At 60.0% G+C, this 17,393-nt stretch carries 15 protein-coding genes; 3 read left to right on the top strand and 12 right to left on the bottom strand.

What is annotated here, in order from left to right; translation table 11 throughout:
- The first annotated feature begins 106 nt into the window (after positions 1-106).
- Together CQ009_RS12670 and CQ009_RS12665 are read left to right on the top strand one after the other, a co-directional pair.
- A complete protein-coding gene (locus tag CQ009_RS12670) occupies positions 107-1,234 on the top strand; it encodes an acyl-CoA dehydrogenase (protein WP_064390162.1) in 1,128 nt (375 codons plus the stop codon).
- A 16-nt stretch (positions 1,235-1,250) separates the two neighbouring features.
- Positions 1,251-2,024 carry an enoyl-CoA hydratase gene (locus CQ009_RS12665; RefSeq protein ID WP_105706559.1) on the top strand — a complete coding sequence of 258 codons (774 nt, stop codon included), beginning with the start codon at positions 1,251-1,253 and terminating at the stop codon, positions 2,022-2,024.
- A gap of 391 nt (positions 2,025-2,415) precedes the next feature.
- Here CQ009_RS12665 and CQ009_RS12660 read toward each other — a convergent pair whose 3' ends face one another.
- The 12 genes from CQ009_RS12660 to arnB form a co-directional block, all read right to left on the bottom strand.
- Positions 2,416-3,567 carry an acyl-CoA dehydrogenase family protein gene (locus CQ009_RS12660; RefSeq protein ID WP_064390160.1) on the bottom strand — a complete coding sequence of 384 codons (1,152 nt, stop codon included), beginning with the start codon at positions 3,565-3,567 and terminating at the stop codon, positions 2,416-2,418.
- 3 nt (positions 3,568-3,570) lie between these two features.
- On the bottom strand, positions 3,571-4,677 hold the full coding sequence (locus CQ009_RS12655) for an enoyl-CoA hydratase/isomerase family protein (protein ID WP_105706557.1): 1,107 nt from the start codon (positions 4,675-4,677) through the stop codon (positions 3,571-3,573).
- 233 nt (positions 4,678-4,910) lie between these two features.
- On the bottom strand, positions 4,911-5,597 hold the full coding sequence (locus tag CQ009_RS12650) for an HPP family protein (protein ID WP_064390156.1): 687 nt from the start codon (positions 5,595-5,597) through the stop codon (positions 4,911-4,913).
- 156 nt (positions 5,598-5,753) lie between these two features.
- Positions 5,754-6,932, bottom strand: coding sequence for an MFS transporter (locus CQ009_RS12645; protein ID WP_105706555.1), 1,179 nt, complete (start codon positions 6,930-6,932; stop codon positions 5,754-5,756).
- Positions 6,933-7,284: 352 nt separating this feature from the next.
- A complete protein-coding gene (locus tag CQ009_RS12630) occupies positions 7,285-8,664 on the bottom strand; it encodes a UDP-glucose/GDP-mannose dehydrogenase family protein (RefSeq protein WP_105706553.1) in 1,380 nt (459 codons plus the stop codon).
- Positions 8,661-9,065, bottom strand: a complete 405-nt coding sequence (gene arnF / locus CQ009_RS12625) for a 4-amino-4-deoxy-L-arabinose-phosphoundecaprenol flippase subunit ArnF (RefSeq protein ID WP_105706551.1) — start codon at positions 9,063-9,065, stop codon at positions 8,661-8,663. Before arnF ends, CQ009_RS12630 begins: the two co-directional genes overlap by 4 nt.
- On the bottom strand, positions 9,062-9,406 hold the full coding sequence (gene arnE / locus CQ009_RS12620) for a 4-amino-4-deoxy-L-arabinose-phosphoundecaprenol flippase subunit ArnE (protein ID WP_064390150.1): 345 nt from the start codon (positions 9,404-9,406) through the stop codon (positions 9,062-9,064). Before arnE ends, arnF begins: the two co-directional genes overlap by 4 nt.
- The gene (arnT, locus tag CQ009_RS12615) at positions 9,403-11,055 is read right to left on the bottom strand and encodes a lipid IV(A) 4-amino-4-deoxy-L-arabinosyltransferase (protein ID WP_105706549.1); all 1,653 of its coding nucleotides are present in this window, start codon (positions 11,053-11,055) and stop codon (positions 9,403-9,405) included. The genes arnE and arnT overlap by 4 nt, the downstream gene beginning before the upstream one ends.
- A complete protein-coding gene (arnD, locus tag CQ009_RS12610) occupies positions 11,052-11,936 on the bottom strand; it encodes a 4-deoxy-4-formamido-L-arabinose-phosphoundecaprenol deformylase (protein ID WP_105706547.1) in 885 nt (294 codons plus the stop codon). The genes arnT and arnD overlap by 4 nt, the downstream gene beginning before the upstream one ends.
- On the bottom strand, positions 11,936-13,942 hold the full coding sequence (gene arnA / locus CQ009_RS12605; RefSeq protein ID WP_105706545.1) for a bifunctional UDP-4-amino-4-deoxy-L-arabinose formyltransferase/UDP-glucuronic acid oxidase ArnA: 2,007 nt from the start codon (positions 13,940-13,942) through the stop codon (positions 11,936-11,938). Before arnA ends, arnD begins: the two co-directional genes overlap by 1 nt.
- On the bottom strand, positions 13,939-14,955 hold the full coding sequence (gene arnC / locus CQ009_RS12600) for an undecaprenyl-phosphate 4-deoxy-4-formamido-L-arabinose transferase (RefSeq protein ID WP_064390142.1): 1,017 nt from the start codon (positions 14,953-14,955) through the stop codon (positions 13,939-13,941). The genes arnA and arnC overlap by 4 nt, the downstream gene beginning before the upstream one ends.
- Entirely contained in the window at positions 14,952-16,100 is a 1,149-nt protein-coding gene (gene arnB, locus CQ009_RS12595) for a UDP-4-amino-4-deoxy-L-arabinose aminotransferase (protein ID WP_105706543.1), read from the bottom strand. Before arnB ends, arnC begins: the two co-directional genes overlap by 4 nt.
- 446 nt (positions 16,101-16,546) lie before the next feature.
- Here arnB and xerC point away from each other — a divergent pair, with 446 nt between their 5' ends.
- Entirely contained in the window at positions 16,547-17,392 is an 846-nt protein-coding gene (gene xerC, locus CQ009_RS12590; RefSeq protein ID WP_224790837.1) for a tyrosine recombinase XerC, read from the top strand.
- The last annotated feature ends 1 nt before the right edge of the window (position 17,393 follow it).

The following is a 17,393-nucleotide window of genomic DNA, read 5'->3' as shown; positions in this document are numbered from 1 at the left end:
AAGGCTGCGATCCTTTGACTTTGCTTTTAAGATCAAAAGATCGCAGCCTCGTTGCACTCGGCAGCTCCTACAGGGGATTGTGGTAAACCGGATTTAAGGATTCACCATGATTCCCAACGAAGACCAAACCCAGATCCGCGACATGGCCCGGCAGTTCGCCGAGGAACGCTTGAAGCCGTTCGCCGCCGAGTGGGATCGCGAGCACCGTTTCCCCAAGGAAGCCATCGGCCAGATGGCTGAGCTGGGCTTTTTCGGCATGCTCGTGCCGGAACAGTGGGGCGGTTGCGACACCGGTTACCTGGCGTACGCCATGGCCCTGGAAGAAATCGCTGCCGGCGACGGCGCCTGCTCGACGATCATGAGCGTGCACAACTCGGTGGGTTGCGTGCCGATCCTCAAGTTCGGCAACGATGATCAGCGCGAACGTTTTCTCAAACCGCTGGCCAGTGGCGCGATGCTCGGCGCTTTTGCATTGACCGAACCACAGGCTGGTTCCGATGCCAGCAGCCTGAAAACCCGCGCACGGCTGGAAGGCGATCACTACGTGCTTAATGGCTGCAAACAGTTCATCACTTCGGGGCAAAACGCCGGGATCGTCATCGTCTTTGCCGTGACCGATCCGAGCGCCGGCAAGCGCGGCATCAGCGCGTTTATCGTGCCGACCGATTCACCGGGCTACAAAGTTGCTCGCGTCGAAGACAAACTCGGCCAGCACGCCTCAGACACCTGCCAGATTCTTTTTGAAGATGTAAAAGTGCCGGTAGCCAATCGATTGGGCGAAGAGGGCGAGGGCTACAAGATTGCCTTGGCCAACCTCGAGGGCGGCCGCGTCGGCATCGCTTCGCAATCGGTGGGCATGGCCCGCGCGGCGTTTGAAGCAGCGCGGGATTACGCCCGTGAGCGCGACACCTTCGGCAAGCCGATCATCGAACACCAAGCTGTCGCTTTCCGACTCGCCGACATGGCGACACAGATCGCCGTCGCGCGGCAAATGGTCCATTATGCCGCCGCTCTGCGAGACAGTGGGCAACCGGCACTGGTCGAGGCATCGATGGCGAAACTGTTCGCTTCGGAAATGGCCGAGAAAGTCTGTTCGATGGCATTGCAAACCCTCGGTGGATACGGTTACCTCAACGACTTCCCGCTGGAGCGCATCTACCGCGACGTGCGCGTCTGCCAGATCTACGAAGGCACCAGCGATATTCAGCGCATGGTCATTTCGCGCAATCTTTAAGAAGGAATTTTTATTCATGACGTACGAAACCATTCTGCTCGAAACCCACGGCCGCGTTGGCCTGATCACCCTCAACCGCCCGCATGCGCTGAACGCGCTGAATGCGCAACTGGTCAGCGAAGTGAACCAGGCCCTTGATGCGCTGGAAGCCGATGCGAACATCGGTTGCATCGTCCTCACCGGTTCGAAAAAGGCCTTCGCCGCCGGTGCCGACATCAAGGAAATGGCCGAGCTGACCTACCCGCAGATTTACATGGACGATCTGTTCAGCGACAGCGATCGCGTGGCCAACCGGCGCAAGCCGATCATTGCCGCCGTTAACGGTTTCGCCCTAGGCGGTGGCTGTGAGCTGGCGTTGATGTGCGACTTCATTCTGGCCGGTGACAACGCCAGATTCGGCCAACCGGAAATCAACCTCGGCGTCCTGCCGGGCATGGGCGGCACCCAGCGTCTGACCCGCGCCGTGGGTAAAGCGAAAGCCATGGAAATGTGCCTGAGCGGGCGCATGATCGATGCGGTGGAAGCCGAGCGTTGCGGCATCGTTGCGCGGATTGTGCCGAGTGACGAGTTGCTGGATGAAGCGCTGAAGGTGGCGGCGGTGATTGCCAGCAAGTCGCTGCCGATTGCGATGATGGTCAAAGAGAGCGTGAATCGTGCCTTTGAAGTGAATCTGACTGAGGGCGTGCGCTTCGAGCGTCGGGTGTTCCATGCGGCGTTTGCCACGCAGGATCAGAAGGAGGGGATGGCGGCGTTTATTGCCAAGCGTGAGGCTGCATTCCAAGGCAAATAAATGTGGTGCCTGAGCTGACGCCTTCGCGAGCAGGCTTGATGTACATCAAAATCAAAAGCCCCTCACCCTAACCCTCTCCCGGAGGGAGAGGGGACTGATTGGGGGATATTGATGATCTGCGCCGACCTGAAAGAACTTTACTGAATCCCTGATCGACCTGGTTCATCCAATCGATAATCGACGCGGTCTTTCAGGTCGATGCATAACGCCAGATACCTCGGTCGGCCCCCTTTCCCGGAGAGCGAAGGCTGCGGAGGTACGCTGACCTGAAGGTGCTTTATTGAATCCATAATCGACTCAATCTTTCAGGTCGATGTATAACGCCAGACACCTCGGTCGGCCCCCTCTCCCTCGGGGAGAGGGCTGGGGTGAGGGAAAGGGGCCAACACCATTACAACTGATAGTTCTTCAGCTCCCGCGCAATGACCATCCGCTGAATCTCGCTCGAGCCTTCATAGATCTGGGTAATCCGCGCATCGCGGTAGTACTTCTCGACCGGATAATCCTCCAGATAGCCATACCCGCCATGAATCTGGATCGCCGACGAGCAGACCTTCTCGGCCATCTCCGACGCAAACAACTTGGCCTGCGAAGCCTCGGACAAGCAAGGTTTGCCCGCCGTCCGCAGTCGCGCCGCATGCAGGATCATCAGCCGCGCCGCGTTGATCTGCATGTGCATATCGGCCAGCAAATTGGCAATGCTCTGGTGTTCGTTGATCGGTTTGCCGAACTGGATGCGATCGCGCGAATACACCAGCGCCGCTTCAAATGCCGCGCGCGCGATACCCAAAGCCTGCGCCGCGATGCCGATGCGTCCGCCTTCAAGGTTGGACAGGGCAATCGCCAGACCCTTGCCGCGCTCGCCGAGCAGATTGGCCTCGGGAATGCTGCAGTTGTTCAGGGTCACCGCACAAGTATCGGAAGCGCGGATGCCCATCTTGTGTTCAGTGCGATCAACGATGAAACCGGCGGTATCGGTCGGCACCAGAAACGCCGAAATACCTTTCTTGCCCAGGTCCGGATCGGTCACCGCAAACACAATCGCCAGCTTCGCCCGTTTACCGTTGCTGACAAACTGTTTGGCGCCGTTGATCACCCACTGGCCGTCACGCAGTTCGGCGCGGGTGCGCAGGTTGTGCGCTTCGGAGCCGGCCTGCGGTTCGGTCAGGCAGAAGCAGCCGATGGTTTTCCCGCTGGCCAGATCCGCCAGCCAGGTCTGTTTCTGTGCTTCGCTGCCGTAGTTGAGCACCGGGCCGCAGCCGACCGAGTTGTGAATGCTCATGAATGCGCCGGTCGCGCCATCACCCGCAGAAATTTCTTCCACGGCCAAGGCATAGGCCACGTAGTCAACGTAGGTGCCGCCCCATTCCTCGGGCACCACCATGCCGAGCAAACCGAGTTCGCCCATTTTCGCGACGAGCGCATCGTCGATCCAGCCAGCCTTTTCCCACGCCTGCGCGTGCGGTGCGATTTCGCCACGGGCAAAGTCCCGGGCCATGTCGCGGATCATCACTTGTTCTTCAGTCAGTTCGAGATCGTGCATGGCTCAGCTCCCGCTCTCATCAAAACCGTGGAAGAAACTCGCGACATGCGCAGCGTCCAGCGCAGCAAGAGTCGGCGGGTTCCAGCGTGGTGACTTGTCTTTATCGATCAGCAGGGCGCGCACGCCTTCGATCAGGTCGCCACGGGCGAACCACTGGCGATCCAGATGCAGCTCCAGCGCGAAGCAATGCTCCAGGCTCAGGTGCCGACCGCGCCGGAGCATTTCCAGGGTCACGGCCATGGCCAGCGGCGAACGGGTTTCCAGCAGGTTGGCGGTGGTGGTCGCCCATTCATGGCTGTCGGCAACGGTCACCGCGCGCAATTGCTCGACCATGCTCGGCACATCCGGCAGAGCGAAAAAGTGATCGATAGCCGGGCGCAGGGCCTCGAGCGGCGCATCGGGCAGGGTTTGCACAGCGTGTTTGGCCAGCAGGTTCTGCAGCGCCTTGAGCGGCGTGTCCTGCCATTCCATCTGGTCGAGTCTTTCGTCGAGCAGGGCCAGTTTGCTGCTGTCCAGATACCAGTCCGCCAGGCCGCAATACAGCGCGTCGGCGGCACGGATCTGCACGCCGCTGACGCCCAGGTAAATCCCCAGCTCACCGGGAATGCGTGGCAGGAAGTAACTGCCGCCGACATCCGGGAAATAACCGATGGCCACTTCCGGCATCGCCAATCGGCTCTTCTCGGTGACCACGCGCAGGTCGGCGCCTTGCACTAGGCCCATGCCGCCGCCGAGGACGAAACCGTCCATCAAGGCCAGCACCGGTTTACGGTAGTGATGAATCGTCAGGTCGAGGGCATATTCCTCGACGAAGAAATCTTCGTGCAGCGTATCGCCGCTCTTGAAACTGTCGTACAGGGAACGAATGTCGCCACCGGCGCAGAAGGCCTTTTCACCGGCACCGCGCAGGACAACGGCGTGAACATTGGTGTCAGTTGCCCAGGCGTCTAGCTGCTGTTGCAGCAAACGCACCATGTCGAGGGTAATGGCGTTGAGACCGGCGGGGCGATTGAGGGTCAGGTGACCGATGTGGTTGCGAACCTCGGCCAGCACTTCGTTTTGCGTGGCATCCATGGACTGGGTCCGCGGGGATGAAGCCTGAGCTGTCATCAGTAACTCCCTGCTTTTATTGTCTTTATTCGAGAAGCTCGCGCGCGAGCGTTACCGGATCGTAACAGTGCAAATTTGCCGTGTACAACGGGGATATGTGCAGGGCCTGTCTGCGTTTTTACCTTACCCGAAATATATGCGGACTCATGTAGGAGCTGCCGCAGGCTGCGATCTTTTGATCTTGAAAAACAGGATCAAAAGATCGCAGCCTGCGGCAGCTCCTACATAAGGGGTCAGGTGAAGGTAGCGGTAATGCTGCGGCGCTTGGCATGCAGTTCGCTGGCGTGGATCAGTTGTTCGAGATCCTCGGGAGTGATGTCGATGAAGGCTTCCATGTCGGCCAACGCGAGTTTCAGGTCTTCGGCGGTGATTGCCTGATTGTCGACCGGGGCTACTGCGGGCGCCGGTTCAGCGGGGCGTTTCGGGTAACGAATGCGCGTCAGGTTGTTATAGGCGAGGGCACTGAGCAGCATGCACGCGGCACCGAGCATCACCGGTTCCATGGCTTTCCAGTCCATGGCAATAGTCGCAGGATCCGCCAGCACCAGCGTCAGCGCCAAAGCGCCCGCCGGTGGGTGCAGGCAACGCAGCCAGCACATCAGAATCAGCGCCATGCCCGCCGCCAGACAGGCGCTGCCCAGGGTTCGGCCAAGTACGTGAGCGACCAGCAGCGCCACGACACCGGCACACAAATACCCGCCGAGAATCGACCACGGCTGGGCAAGGGCGCCGGAGGACACGGCGAACAGCAACACCGCGGAAGCGCCCAACGGCCCGATCAGGTGATAAGCGACGTCATGGCCGAACACCTGCGCGCACAACCACACACTGAACAACGTGCCCAAGGCCATGCCGATGGCGGCGCGGCTCCATTCGGTTGGGCGGGTGTTTATGGCAGCGGGCAACCAGCGAGCGAGCATGTGAAACTGATCCTTCTACAAAATCCGGGCAAAAAAAAGGACTTGTCCGGCATATCCGGAAAGCCCTCGAAGTGTTCCAACATTGGGGGAGGAACGCACACAGTGTGCCGTTCAATCTCGATGCTGACAAATTCATATAAATGCAGTTTGAGTGCATTATTGTTGCACTGAAGCCGCGCGGCGACCGCTGGCGACACACAAATAGCCGCCGACCGCCGCCAATGCGCTCAAGGCATAGAACATCATCGGCGCCGGCGTGTGCATCAGCAGAAACCCGCACATTACCGGGCTTGCAGCGCCGCCGAGTGCCGCCAGATTCTGCGCGCCGTAGTAACTGCCGCGCAGTTCCTCGGGGGCGAGCGTGTCGACGAAGAGGAAATCCGCCGGGTAAATGATCATCTCGCCGAGGGTGAAGATGAACATCGCCACGCACCAGCCGATGAGGCTGTCGGCCATGCTGAAACCGATCAGCCCGAGGATGAACAGCGCGGTGCCGCCGGCGATCCACTGGCGCAAGTGTTCGCGCTTGAGGAATCGGCCGATCTGGTATTGCAAGAGGATGACCGTGATCGCGTTGCAGGCGAGCAGGGCGGCCATGGTGTCGAGCGTCTGTTGCTGGGTGTGGGTGGCCAACAGGTATTGCGACAGGTACAGGGTGAAGCGCCCGTGCACCAGCGTGCTGAGCAGGCAGCCCAGGGTAAACAGGATCATCGTGCGGTCGTTTTTCAGGATGATCAGGGTTTTCAGAAAGCTTTGCGGCTGGCTGACCGGGGCGATCGGATTAGGCTCTTTCGCTGCGCCCACCAGCAGAAAAATGCTGCCAATGGCAATCGCGCCGGCGACGATAAACGGCGCCGAAGGCTGGATACCGGCAATCACCACGCCGATCATCGGGCCGACGGCGTAACCGATGTTGGTCAGCGTGTAGTTGAGGGAAAACGCCTTGACCCGCTGGCCCACCGGCAGGTTTTCACTGAGGATGGCTTTGGAGCAGATGAGGAACAGCGCCGACGCCGTTTCGCTGATGATCAACACCAATGTGACCAGGTACAGATTCTGCGCGAAGCTCAGCAGGATCAGGCCGATGCCGCTGGAGAGCATGGTCAGTATCAGCAACTGACGCTTGTCCAGCCGATCGATGATGTAACCCCCGTACAGCGACAGCAACGTGGCGCTGAATACCGCGATGCCCAACAGCAGACCGACGTCTTGCGGGTTGAGGCCGAGCTTGTTGCTGAGGAACAGGGTCAGTAGCGGGCTGATCAGGGCGCGGCTGATGACGACGGTCAGCGAGCTGATCATCAACCGGCGGATGAAGCGCGAATAGGTGGCCACGAAGAGGTCAATGTCCTTATTTCAAATGCTTGGCGGGCGTGCGTCATCCTCCCCGCGCAACCATCACCGGTCAAGCCGCCACACCACAAATCCTCTGTAGGAGTGAGCCTGCTCGCGATAGCAGAGTGTCAGGCAACATAGGTTAGGCTGACCCACCGCTATCGCGAGCAGGCTCACTCCTACAGGGGATTTGTACTGATATCAGGAGAGGGGCAGGGCCAACGCGTCAGCGGGCCTTGCAAGGCGAATGATCATATTCATGTAGGAGCTGCCGCCGGCTGCGATCGTTTGATCTGGATTCAAAAAAACAAGATCAAAAGATCGCAGCCTGCGGCAGCTCCTACAAGAGGCTTCAAGCGACGTCGGACTCATGCGGCCACTGTTGCAGCGGGATCGGCAATTTGCGCGATTCGCCACGGCCCATCGGGAAGTAGTGGAAACCGTTGCGCGCCAGACGTTCAGCGTCGTACAGGTTGCGCCCGTCGAAGATCACCGGGGTGTTGAGGCGTTGTTTGATCAGGTCGAAATCTGGCGCCTTGAACTGCTGCCATTCGGTGCAGATGATCAATGCGTCGGCGCCGGGCAGTACCGATTCCGGCGTGCCCATCAGCATCAGTTTCGATTCGTCCGGGTAGAGGTTCTGGGTTTCCTGCATGGCTTCCGGGTCGAAGGCGCGCACGCTGGCACCGGCCGCCCACAGTTCTTCCAGCAGCACTCGACTTGGCGCATCACGCATGTCGTCGGTGTTGGGTTTGAACGCCAGCCCCCAAAGGGCAAAAGTCTTGCCGCGCAGATCACCCTTGTAGAACGCGTTGATGCGCTCGAACAACTTGTGTTTCTGCCGCTGGTTGATCGCCTCGACCGCTTGCAGCAAGTCGCTGGAGCAGTGCGCTTGTTCAGCACTGTGGATCAACGCACGCATGTCTTTGGGGAAGCACGAGCCGCCATAACCGCAGCCCGGGTAGATGAAGTGGTAACCGATGCGCGTGTCGGCACCGATGCCCTGGCGTACCGATTCGATGTCGGCGCCCAAGTGTTCGGCGAGTTCGGCGATCTGGTTGATGAAGCTGATCTTGGTCGCCAGCATGCAGTTGGCGGCGTACTTGGTCAGTTCGGCGCTGCGCAGGTCCATGAACATGATGCGGTCGTGGTTGCGGTTGAACGGCGAGTACAGGTCGCGCATTACGTCGCGCACCTCATCACCTTCACAACCAATAACGATGCGGTCCGGACGCCGGCAATCGGCAACCGCCGAGCCTTCCTTGAGAAATTCCGGGTTGGAGACGATATCGAACTGCAGCAGGCGGCCGACCTTGATCAAGGCCTTTTCGATATGCGTGCGCAACGTATCGCCAGTGCCCACCGGCACCGTGGATTTCTCGACGATGATCAACGCCTGCTCACGATGACGGGCAATCGCGTCGCCGACCGACAGCACGTAGCGCAGATCCGCCGAGCCGTCCTCCCGCGACGGCGTACCGACGGCAATAAACGCCACCCGAGCGTGCTGCACGGCGAGTTTTTCATCGGTGGTGAATTGCAGGCGTTTCGAATCGAGACCTTCGCGCACCAGGCTGGCCAGCCCCGGTTCGAAAATGCTGACATGACCCTGGCGCAACAGGTCGACCTTCTTCTGGTCGATGTCCATGCACACGACATCATGGCCGACCTCGGCCAACACAGCCGCTTGCACCAGACCGACGTAACCGCTGCCAAATACTGTGATTTTCATGGAGCACTCCTGAATGCGGGCGCACGAGCCGGACGCGTGTTGATGGTGATGACCCCGAGCATGACCAGCGCCACGCCCAGTGATTGGGTGAAACTGAAGGATTCGTTGAACAGCGGCAGGCTGGCCGCCAGCAGATACACCAGCGCGTAGCTGATGCTCAGCAGCGAGTAAGCGCGGCCCAGCGGCAGATCGCGCAGGGCGGCGAGCCAGCAGAGCATCGACAGGGCATAGGCGAAGATCGCCGCAATGACCACGGCCGATGCGCGCAGGTCGAGGCTGTCAATGTGCAGCCATTGTTCTGGTGCGGGCAGACGCGTCATGCTCCAGCGCATCGCGAGTTGCGCGGCGCTGACCAGCAAAACGCTGCCGAGGGCGAAAGTGATTCCGCGGCGCTTGTTCATGTCTGTTGCCCCAGCAAAACCACGCCGCCGATCACCAACGCCACGCCGAGCCAATGCTGACGGTCGATAGGTTCGCGGAAGACGAAGCGGGCGATCAGGGTGATCAGCACAAAGTTGAGGCTGAGCATCGGGTAGGCGATGCCGACTTCCAGGCGCTGCAACACCACAAGCCACACCAGCAAGCCTGAACCGAGGGCGAACAGCGCCAGCCACAACCATGGCGAACGCAGTTTGTCGGTCCACGTCGACTCGACCCCGCGCCAACTCTCCACGGCGTACTTTTGCGCCACTTGGCCAAGGCAGGTCAGCAGGCACGCGGCCAACAGCAGCAACAGGCTCATGACGCCACCTTCGGCAGGATCATGATCACCAGGTTGCCCTGCTCAAAACGGACGCCGTCCTTTGGCAACTTGTCGATTTCGTCCAGTTCGTCCTGCCCCTTGACGCGCATCACCACGCCGACCGAACCGCTGCGGCGGGCCTCACGCATCCACTGTTGCACTTGATCGAAGTCAACCCGTTGTTGAATGCCGTCAGGATAGGCAAGGCCATATTTCAATTCGCCTATCGTGTTGTACAACGCGACTTGCGGTGTTTTCAGACGCCAGGCCAGCGCCGACGCCGCGCCCAGGTCGTTGCTCAGCAGGTGGTCGGTCTGTGCCAGCTCGGTGAGGTGATGCTTGATGAACTGATCCGGCATCTTGTTGGCGACCACTGATCTGGGCATCGCTGCCGGCAAAACGGCGATCAGCAACAGGCTGCCCAGCGCCGGCGCCGCCCAGCATTGCAGCGGCAGGAAGGCTTGCAGCAGGTTGGCGATGATCCAGCCGATCAAGGCAATGAACACCAGCACCATGCTGTGCAGTTCGTGGTCGTACACCGGTTTGGTCAGTTGCAGATACACCAGGGCAATCAGCGTGACGATGCCCAGCAGCAGATTGAGCACACCATTGATGCTCAGCGCCCGACCTTGTTCCAGACGCAAGCGGTCGGCCAGCGCATTGCCGAGCAGCAACGCCAGCGGCAGCAGGCACGGCAGGATGTAGGTCGGCAATTTGCCGTTGCTCAGGCTGAAGAACAGCAGCGGCATCAGCAGCCACAGCAGCAAAAACACGACTTTGGGCTGAGTGCGGGTCTGCCAGGCTTGTTTGAATGAAGTCGGCAGCAATCCCGCCCACGGCAAACTGAACGCCACCAGCAGCGGCAAGTAGAACCACCACGGCGCATCATGCTGGGCATCGTCACCGGCAAAGCGGCGGATGTGTTCATGCCAGAAGAAGAACCGCCAGTAGTCCGGCTCCTGCGCATGCACCGAGAGCACCCACGGCAAGCTGACGACGATTGCGATGGCAATCGCCACCGGGCCGTACATCAGCAGTTCACGCCAGCGTTTTTGCCAAAGCATCCACGGCAAGGCGATCAGCACGGGCAGCAGCCAGGCGAGAAAACCCTTGGTCATGAAACCCATGCCGCAGGCCAGCCCCAGCACTGCCCAGGCAACCATTCGCTTGCCGCTGGTTTGACTGTCGACGGCAAACCACAGCGCCACCAGACTCAGGTTGACCCAGAAGGTGAATTGCGGATCGAGGTTGGCGTAACCGGCCTGACCGGCAACGATGGTGAAGCTCATGTAGAGCAGCGCGCAAACAAAGCTTTTGTGCGGCTCGTTCCACAAGCGCCGCGCGATCAGATAGCACAGCAACACGCTCAACCCGGTGCTCAGTGCCGAGGCGAAGCGTACGCCAAACAGGTTTTGCCCGAACAACTCTTGCCCGAGTGCAATCATCCAGTAGCCGGCAATCGGCTTCTCGAAATAGCGCAGGCTCATGAAGTGCGGCGACACCCAGTTGCCGCTCAGCAGCATGTCCTGGCTGATCTGCGCGTAGCGAGATTCATCGGGAATCCACAGGCCATGCGTACCCAGTGGCAGCAGGTAAGCCAGCAGACCGATTCCCAGCAAGAGCAACGGCAATGCCCAGCGTTTGGTCATGCGCCTTGCACTCCCAGCCAGCCTTCACGACCATCGAGCGCGCCACGTTGCACGCGGCCCACGGGCAAGGTGTTGAAGAACTCGGGCAACAAATCGCCCAGCGGAGTGAAGTCGATGTGGCGCTGACGCGCAGCGGCCAGCAGTTGACGAAATTCTTCAGCCATCAGAATCCCTTCGACCTCGGCATGAATGGTGTAGACGTTGAGCTGTTGCGCACGGAAGTGATCGAGAATGAAACCGTTGAAATCCCGCGCCGCAACGATGGGGCCGACGACTTCATCGAAGGTCGGCAGGTCCACCGGAATCTGCGGCGTGCCCGGCGTGCCATCGGCCAACAACGGGCGGAACAGCCGCGAGCCCCGGCAATCGCTGTTGTAGCGAAAGCCGAAGGCTTGCTTGGCCTCGATCACGCGCTCGTCGGCACGCCAACCAGCGGCGGCCGAGCACTCGACTTTCGCGCCGAGAATGTCGCTCAAGGTGTCGACGCCCTGACGGATCTGCTCAATCAGTTGTTCGTTGCTCCAGCGCCCGGCGTTGGCTTGCCAGCCGTGGTGATCCCACGCATGCAGGCCAACCTCATGACCGGCATCGCGGGCCTGACGCATCAGGTGCCCGAGATCACGGCCAATCGGTTTGCCCGGCCACGCGGTGCCGGCCAGCAGAATGTCCCAGCCATACAGGCCGGCGGCGTTGGAACGGAGCATCTTCCAGAGAAACTGCGGGCGGATCAGGCGCCACAGATGCCGGCCCATGTTGTCGGGGCCGACACTGAAGAAAAACGTTGCCTTGATCTGCGCCTCGTCGAGCATTTCCAGCAAGCGCGGCACACCTTCACGGGTGCCGCGAAAGGTGTCGACGTCGATGCGTAGTCCGGCCTGCATCAACCTGCCTCTTTGTTAGAGAGCTCCGCTTGTTCGAGCATCGCCTCGCGCAAGAAGAAATCCAGCGTATTGCCAATGGTCTCGCGCATTTCCACGGTCGGCGTCCAGTCGAGCAGGCGCTTGGCGTTGGCGATGCTTGGCTTGCGGTGTTCGACGTCCTGATAACCGGCGCCATAGAACGCCTTGCTCTCGACGTCGCGGAAACCGGCGAACGGCGGGAAGTTGCTGCGCAGCGGATGCGCTTCGAACTGGCGCAACAGCTCTTCGCCCAGTTGACGAATGCTGGCCTCGTTGTCCGGGTTGCCAATGTTGATGATCTGACCGTTGCAGACGTCGTTGTCGTTGTCGATGATCCGCGCCAGTGCCTCGACACCGTCGGCAATATCGGTGAAGCAGCGTTTCTGCTCGCCACCGTCAAACAGACGGATTGGCGTGCCTTCCACCAGGTTGAGGATCAACTGGGTAATAGCGCGGGAGCTGCCGATGCGGGCCGAATCGAGTCGATCGAGACGCGGGCCCATCCAATTGAAAGGACGGAACAGGGTGAAATTCAAACCCTTGGCGCCGTACGCCCAGATCACTCGATCCAGCAATTGTTTGGAGACGGAGTAAATCCAGCGCTGCTTGTTGATCGGGCCGACCACCAGGTTGGAGGTGTCTTCGTCGAAATGCTTGTCCTGGCACATGCCATAGACTTCCGAGGTCGACGGGAAGATCACGCGCTTGTTGTACTTGACGCAGTAACGCACCAGTTTCAGATTTTCTTCGAAGTCGAGTTCGAACACGCGCAGCGGGTTGCGGGTGTATTCGATCGGCGTGGCGATGGCCACCAGCGGCAGGACCACATCGCACTTCTTGATGTGGTACTCGATCCACTCGGAGTGAATGCTGATGTCGCCTTCGACGTAGTGGAAGTGCGGATGGCTGCGCAGGCGGTCGATGGCGTCGGAACCGATGTCCAGGCCATAGACTTCGTAACGGTCATCGCGCAGCAGGCGCTCTGACAGGTGATTGCCGATAAAACCGTTGACCCCAAGGATCAACACGCGGGTACGACGCGGCGCACGACCGGATTCAGCGCCGCGCAGCAGCGAGCCGTCGACCAGACCCAGCTCATTGGCCAGTTGCGGGCCGCTGAGGAACAGACCGGTGTCGTTGCGTTGACCGGAGAGGATCACCAGCGAATCTTCACCGCAAGCAATGCGCAGCGGATCGACGCTGATCACCCGGCCCGGCGCCTGACCGTCATTGCCTTTGACGACTTCCGCGCTCCAGACGATCAACTTGTGTTCGCCGACGGCGCAGAACGCACCCGGATACGGTTGGGTGACGGCGCGGACCAGATTGAACAGCTGCTCGGCAGGTTTTGACCAAAGCAGCTTGCCGTCCGCCGGCGTACGACGACCGTATACGCTGGCTTTCGATTCGTCCTGCGGGGTTTCGCTGGTCTTGCCTTGCAGCATCGCTGGCAAGGTGTCGCGCAGCAGATCGGTGGCGGCGATGCGCAGTTTGCCGTGCAGGCTCAGCGCGGTGTCGCTGCGCTCGATGGCCACGGGTTGCTGGGCAACGATGGCGCCGGCATCGGCACGTTTGACCATGCGGTGCAGGGTGACACCGGTTTCAGTTTCACCGTTGACCAGCACCCAGTTCGCCGGGGCACGGCCACGGTAGCGCGGCAGCAACGAGCCGTGCAGGTTGAACGCGCCGTGTTTTGCGGTGGCCAGCAACGATTCGCTCAGCAGGTTGCGGTAGTAGAACGAGAACACGTAGTCCGGATTGAGCTTGGCAATCCGCTCGATCCACAGTGGGTGGTTAACGTCTTCCGGGGCGTGCACCGGAATGCCTTTGCGTGCGCACAATTGCGCAACCGATCCGTAGAACGCGTTCTCTTTCGGATCATCGGCGTGAGTGAATACCGCGGCAATGTCATAGCCACTGTCGAGCAGGGCTTGAATGCCGGCGCAGCCGATATCGTGATAAGCGAATACAACAGTTTTTGCGCTCATGAGAGAACCTGATCATTGGAGGAGGAGAGGCCGTCGACGGTGATGGCGCGCGGCGGCATGGCGGGTTGGCCACGCAAGACTTTTTCAACGAAGAAACGCGGGCGGGCACGCACGTCGCTGTACATGCGCCCCAGGTATTCGCCGAGCAGGCCCATGCCGATGAACTGGCCACCGGTGAACACGAACAGCACAGCGAACAGCACGAACATGCCGTCACCGGCCCAGCCGGCACCGAACACCAGGCGCAGCACGATCAGGGCGGCGGCGAACAACACGCCGAGCCCGGCCATGGCGAAGCCGACAATGCTCAGCAAGCGCAACGGGGTGGTAGTCATGCAGGTGATCAAGTCGAACATCAGATTGATCAGGCGCATCGGGCTGTACTTCGAATCGCCGTGTTCACGCTCGGCGTGGGCCACGACAATTTCCGTGGTGTGGCGAGCGAAGCTGTTGGCCAGAATCGGGATAAAGGTGCTGCGTTCACGGCAGGCGAGCATCGCGTCGATGATCGTGCGCCGGTAAGCGCGAAGCATGCAGCCGTAGTCGCTCATGGCGACGCCGGTGGAGCGCTGTACGGCGAGGTTGATCAGTTTCGATGGATAGCGGCGCAACGCCGAATCCTGACGATTGCCGCGCACCGTGCCGACGACGTCGTAACCCTTTTCGGCTTCGGCGATCAGACGCGGGATTTCTTCCGGCGGGTTCTGCAGGTCGGCGTCGAGGGTGATCACCACGTCGCCTTTGCACTGTTCGAAGCCGGCCATGATCGCCGCGTGCTGACCGTAGTTGCGGTTAAGGATGACCGCCACGAATGGACTGTCTTCGCGGGTCGCGGCTTCCTCAAGGAGGTTGGCAGAGTCATCACGGCTCCCGTCGTCGATCAGGACGATTTCATAGTCGTAACGCAGCATCCGGCACGCCGCTTCGGTACGGCGCAGCAGTTGCGGCAGGCTGTCCTGTTCGTTGTAGACCGGGATGACGATCGACACACAGCGGATCGGATAGGGTTTCACAGGCGTTTATCCATGAGGGTGGCGATGGCCCCGACCACGCGATCAAGGTCCTGATCGGTCATGTCGGGGAACAATGGAATCGAGCACAGCCGCGCCGAGTTCCATTCGGTGTTGGGCAGGTACAGGTGAGGGTCACGCTGGCGATACCAGGTGTGCAGGTGGGTGGCGATGAAATGGATGCCGGTGCCGATGCCTTGGTCCTGCAAGCCTTTCATGAAAGCTTCGCGGTCCATGCCGCAGCGCTCGCTGTCGATGCGCAGGATGAACAGGTGCCAAGCGTGTTGTTGCGCGTAGGCGGGCAGGGCCAGCGGTTGCACCGGCAGGCCTTCGAGTTTTTTCCGGTAGGCAGCGGCCAGTTCGGTGCGGCGGGCGTTGATCGCGTCCAGACGCTCCAATTGCACCAGGGCAATCGCGGCGTTGATGTCGGCGAGGTTGTATTTGAAACCCGGTTCCATCACTTGCGCCTGCGGCTTGCGGCCACCGGTCAGGCGATCGTAGGCGTCAACCCCCAGACCATGGAACTTGAGCATGCGCACGCGGCTGGCCAGCGCTTCGTCGTCGGTGACGAACATCGCGCCTTCGGCACAGGTCATGTTCTTGATCGCGTGGAAGGAGAAAATCGCCGTGCCTTGCGCGCCGACGTGACGGCCCTTGTAACGGGTGCCCGCGGCGTGGGCGGCGTCTTGGATGACGGCGATGCCGTGCTTGTCGGCCAGCGCATACAGCGGATCAAGATCGAATGCGGCGCCGGCGTAATGCACCGGGATGATCGCTTTGGTGCGTGGGGTGATCGCCGCTTCGATGCGCGCAGCGTCGGTCATCAGCGTGTCACGGTCGACGTCGATGAACACCGGTTTGGCGCCGAGCAACGAGATCATGTTGGCGGTCGACACCCAGGTTTGCGAAGGCGTTATAACTTCATCGCCCGGGCCAATGCCCAAGGCGAGCAACGCGATATGCATGCCACCGGTGGCCGAAGAAAGTGCTATGGCATGTTTGCAACCGACATAAGCGCCGAACTGTTCTTCGAGTGCCTGACATTCAGGGCCAGTGGTAATCCAGCCAGAACGTAATACTTGTGCAACGGCGGTTATTTCCTCTTCGCCGATACTCGGACGCGAAAACGGCAGGAACGCTTGACTCATAAGAACCTCGGGGCGACAGCCATCCTTCAGCCAATTGTCTGAAAAACACGGGATTTCAAGGGTTTGGGATACCGACCGGGGAATGCCTGATTGACTTTTAAGTCCACGGACGGCAGGTTGTAGGCCTTTCGGGGCAACCTGTTGTAATTAAGGTTATGCCGCTTTTTGTGAAAGGAACATCAAAATACGGTTGGCTATTCGTCTATCTGTAAGCCATACAGCCACCGTTCAGACTTCTTCCGTTTATCGGCACTTTTAATAGAAAAGTCCTACAGAAGAGTCGCTCCTTATATAAGTTTCTTTGCACTTTCAGTTTGTTTTGTTGAACTGTTTTCTATTCAAGGCCGTTTCGTTTGATTGACTTGTCGAGTACTGAATCCACCCCGTCCACCACTAATCCGCTGACGATTTATCTGGCACGCCTGGCGCCTTCCAGCCAATTGACCATGCGTTATGTCTTGCAGGACGCGGCCGACCGCCTCGGTTTCGAAGACGTCGACATCGAGGAAATCCCCTGGCACGGATTGCAACCCGAAGACGTCGTGGCGCTGGTGGCTGCGTTGCGCGCCGACGGCTATGCGCCGAACACCTCTTCGCTGTATGTCAATGCTGTGCGCGGCGTGATGAATGAAGCCTGGCGCATGAGTCTGATCAGCCAGGATCATCTGCTGAAGATGCGTTCGGTCAAAGGCATTGCCGGCACGCGCTTGTCTCAGGGGCGCAATTTGAAGCGCACCTTGATTCACGAACTGATGGAAGTCTGCGCCGCCGATCCGCGCCCTCAGGGACTGCGCGACGCAGCGGTGATTGCGCTGTTGTACGGCACCGGCATGCGCAAATCGGAATCAGTGGATCTGGATTTGAATCAGGTCGACTTCAATGAGCGCAGCCTGACCGTCACCGGCAAGGGCAACAAGCAACTGATCAAGTACGCACCGCAGTGGGCGTTCGCCAAGCTGGACGCGTGGCTGGAGTTTCGTCGCGGGCAGCTCAAGGAGGGCGAGCGCGACGACACCTTTCTGTTCAACCGCATCCGCCGTGGCAGCCACATCACCCGTGAGCGCATCACCAAACACGCGATCTACTACATTGCCCGTCAGCGTGGCACTCAGGTCGGGGTGAAGATCATGCCCCACGATTTCCGTCGTTCGTTTATTACCCGGGTGATCGAAGAACATGACCTGTCGATCGCGCAGAAGCTGGCGCACCACAGCAACATCCAGACCACCGCCAACTACGATGTGCGTGATGACAACGAGCGGCGGCGGGCGGTGGATCGCTTCGATCTGTAGA

The sequence above is a fragment of the Pseudomonas sp. MYb2 genome, assembly GCF_002979955.1.
In the GTDB taxonomy this organism is placed as follows: Bacteria; Pseudomonadota; Gammaproteobacteria; order Pseudomonadales; family Pseudomonadaceae; genus Aquipseudomonas.
Note: the sequence above shows the minus strand (reverse complement) of the source record. Positions and strands in the feature narration are given on the sequence as shown.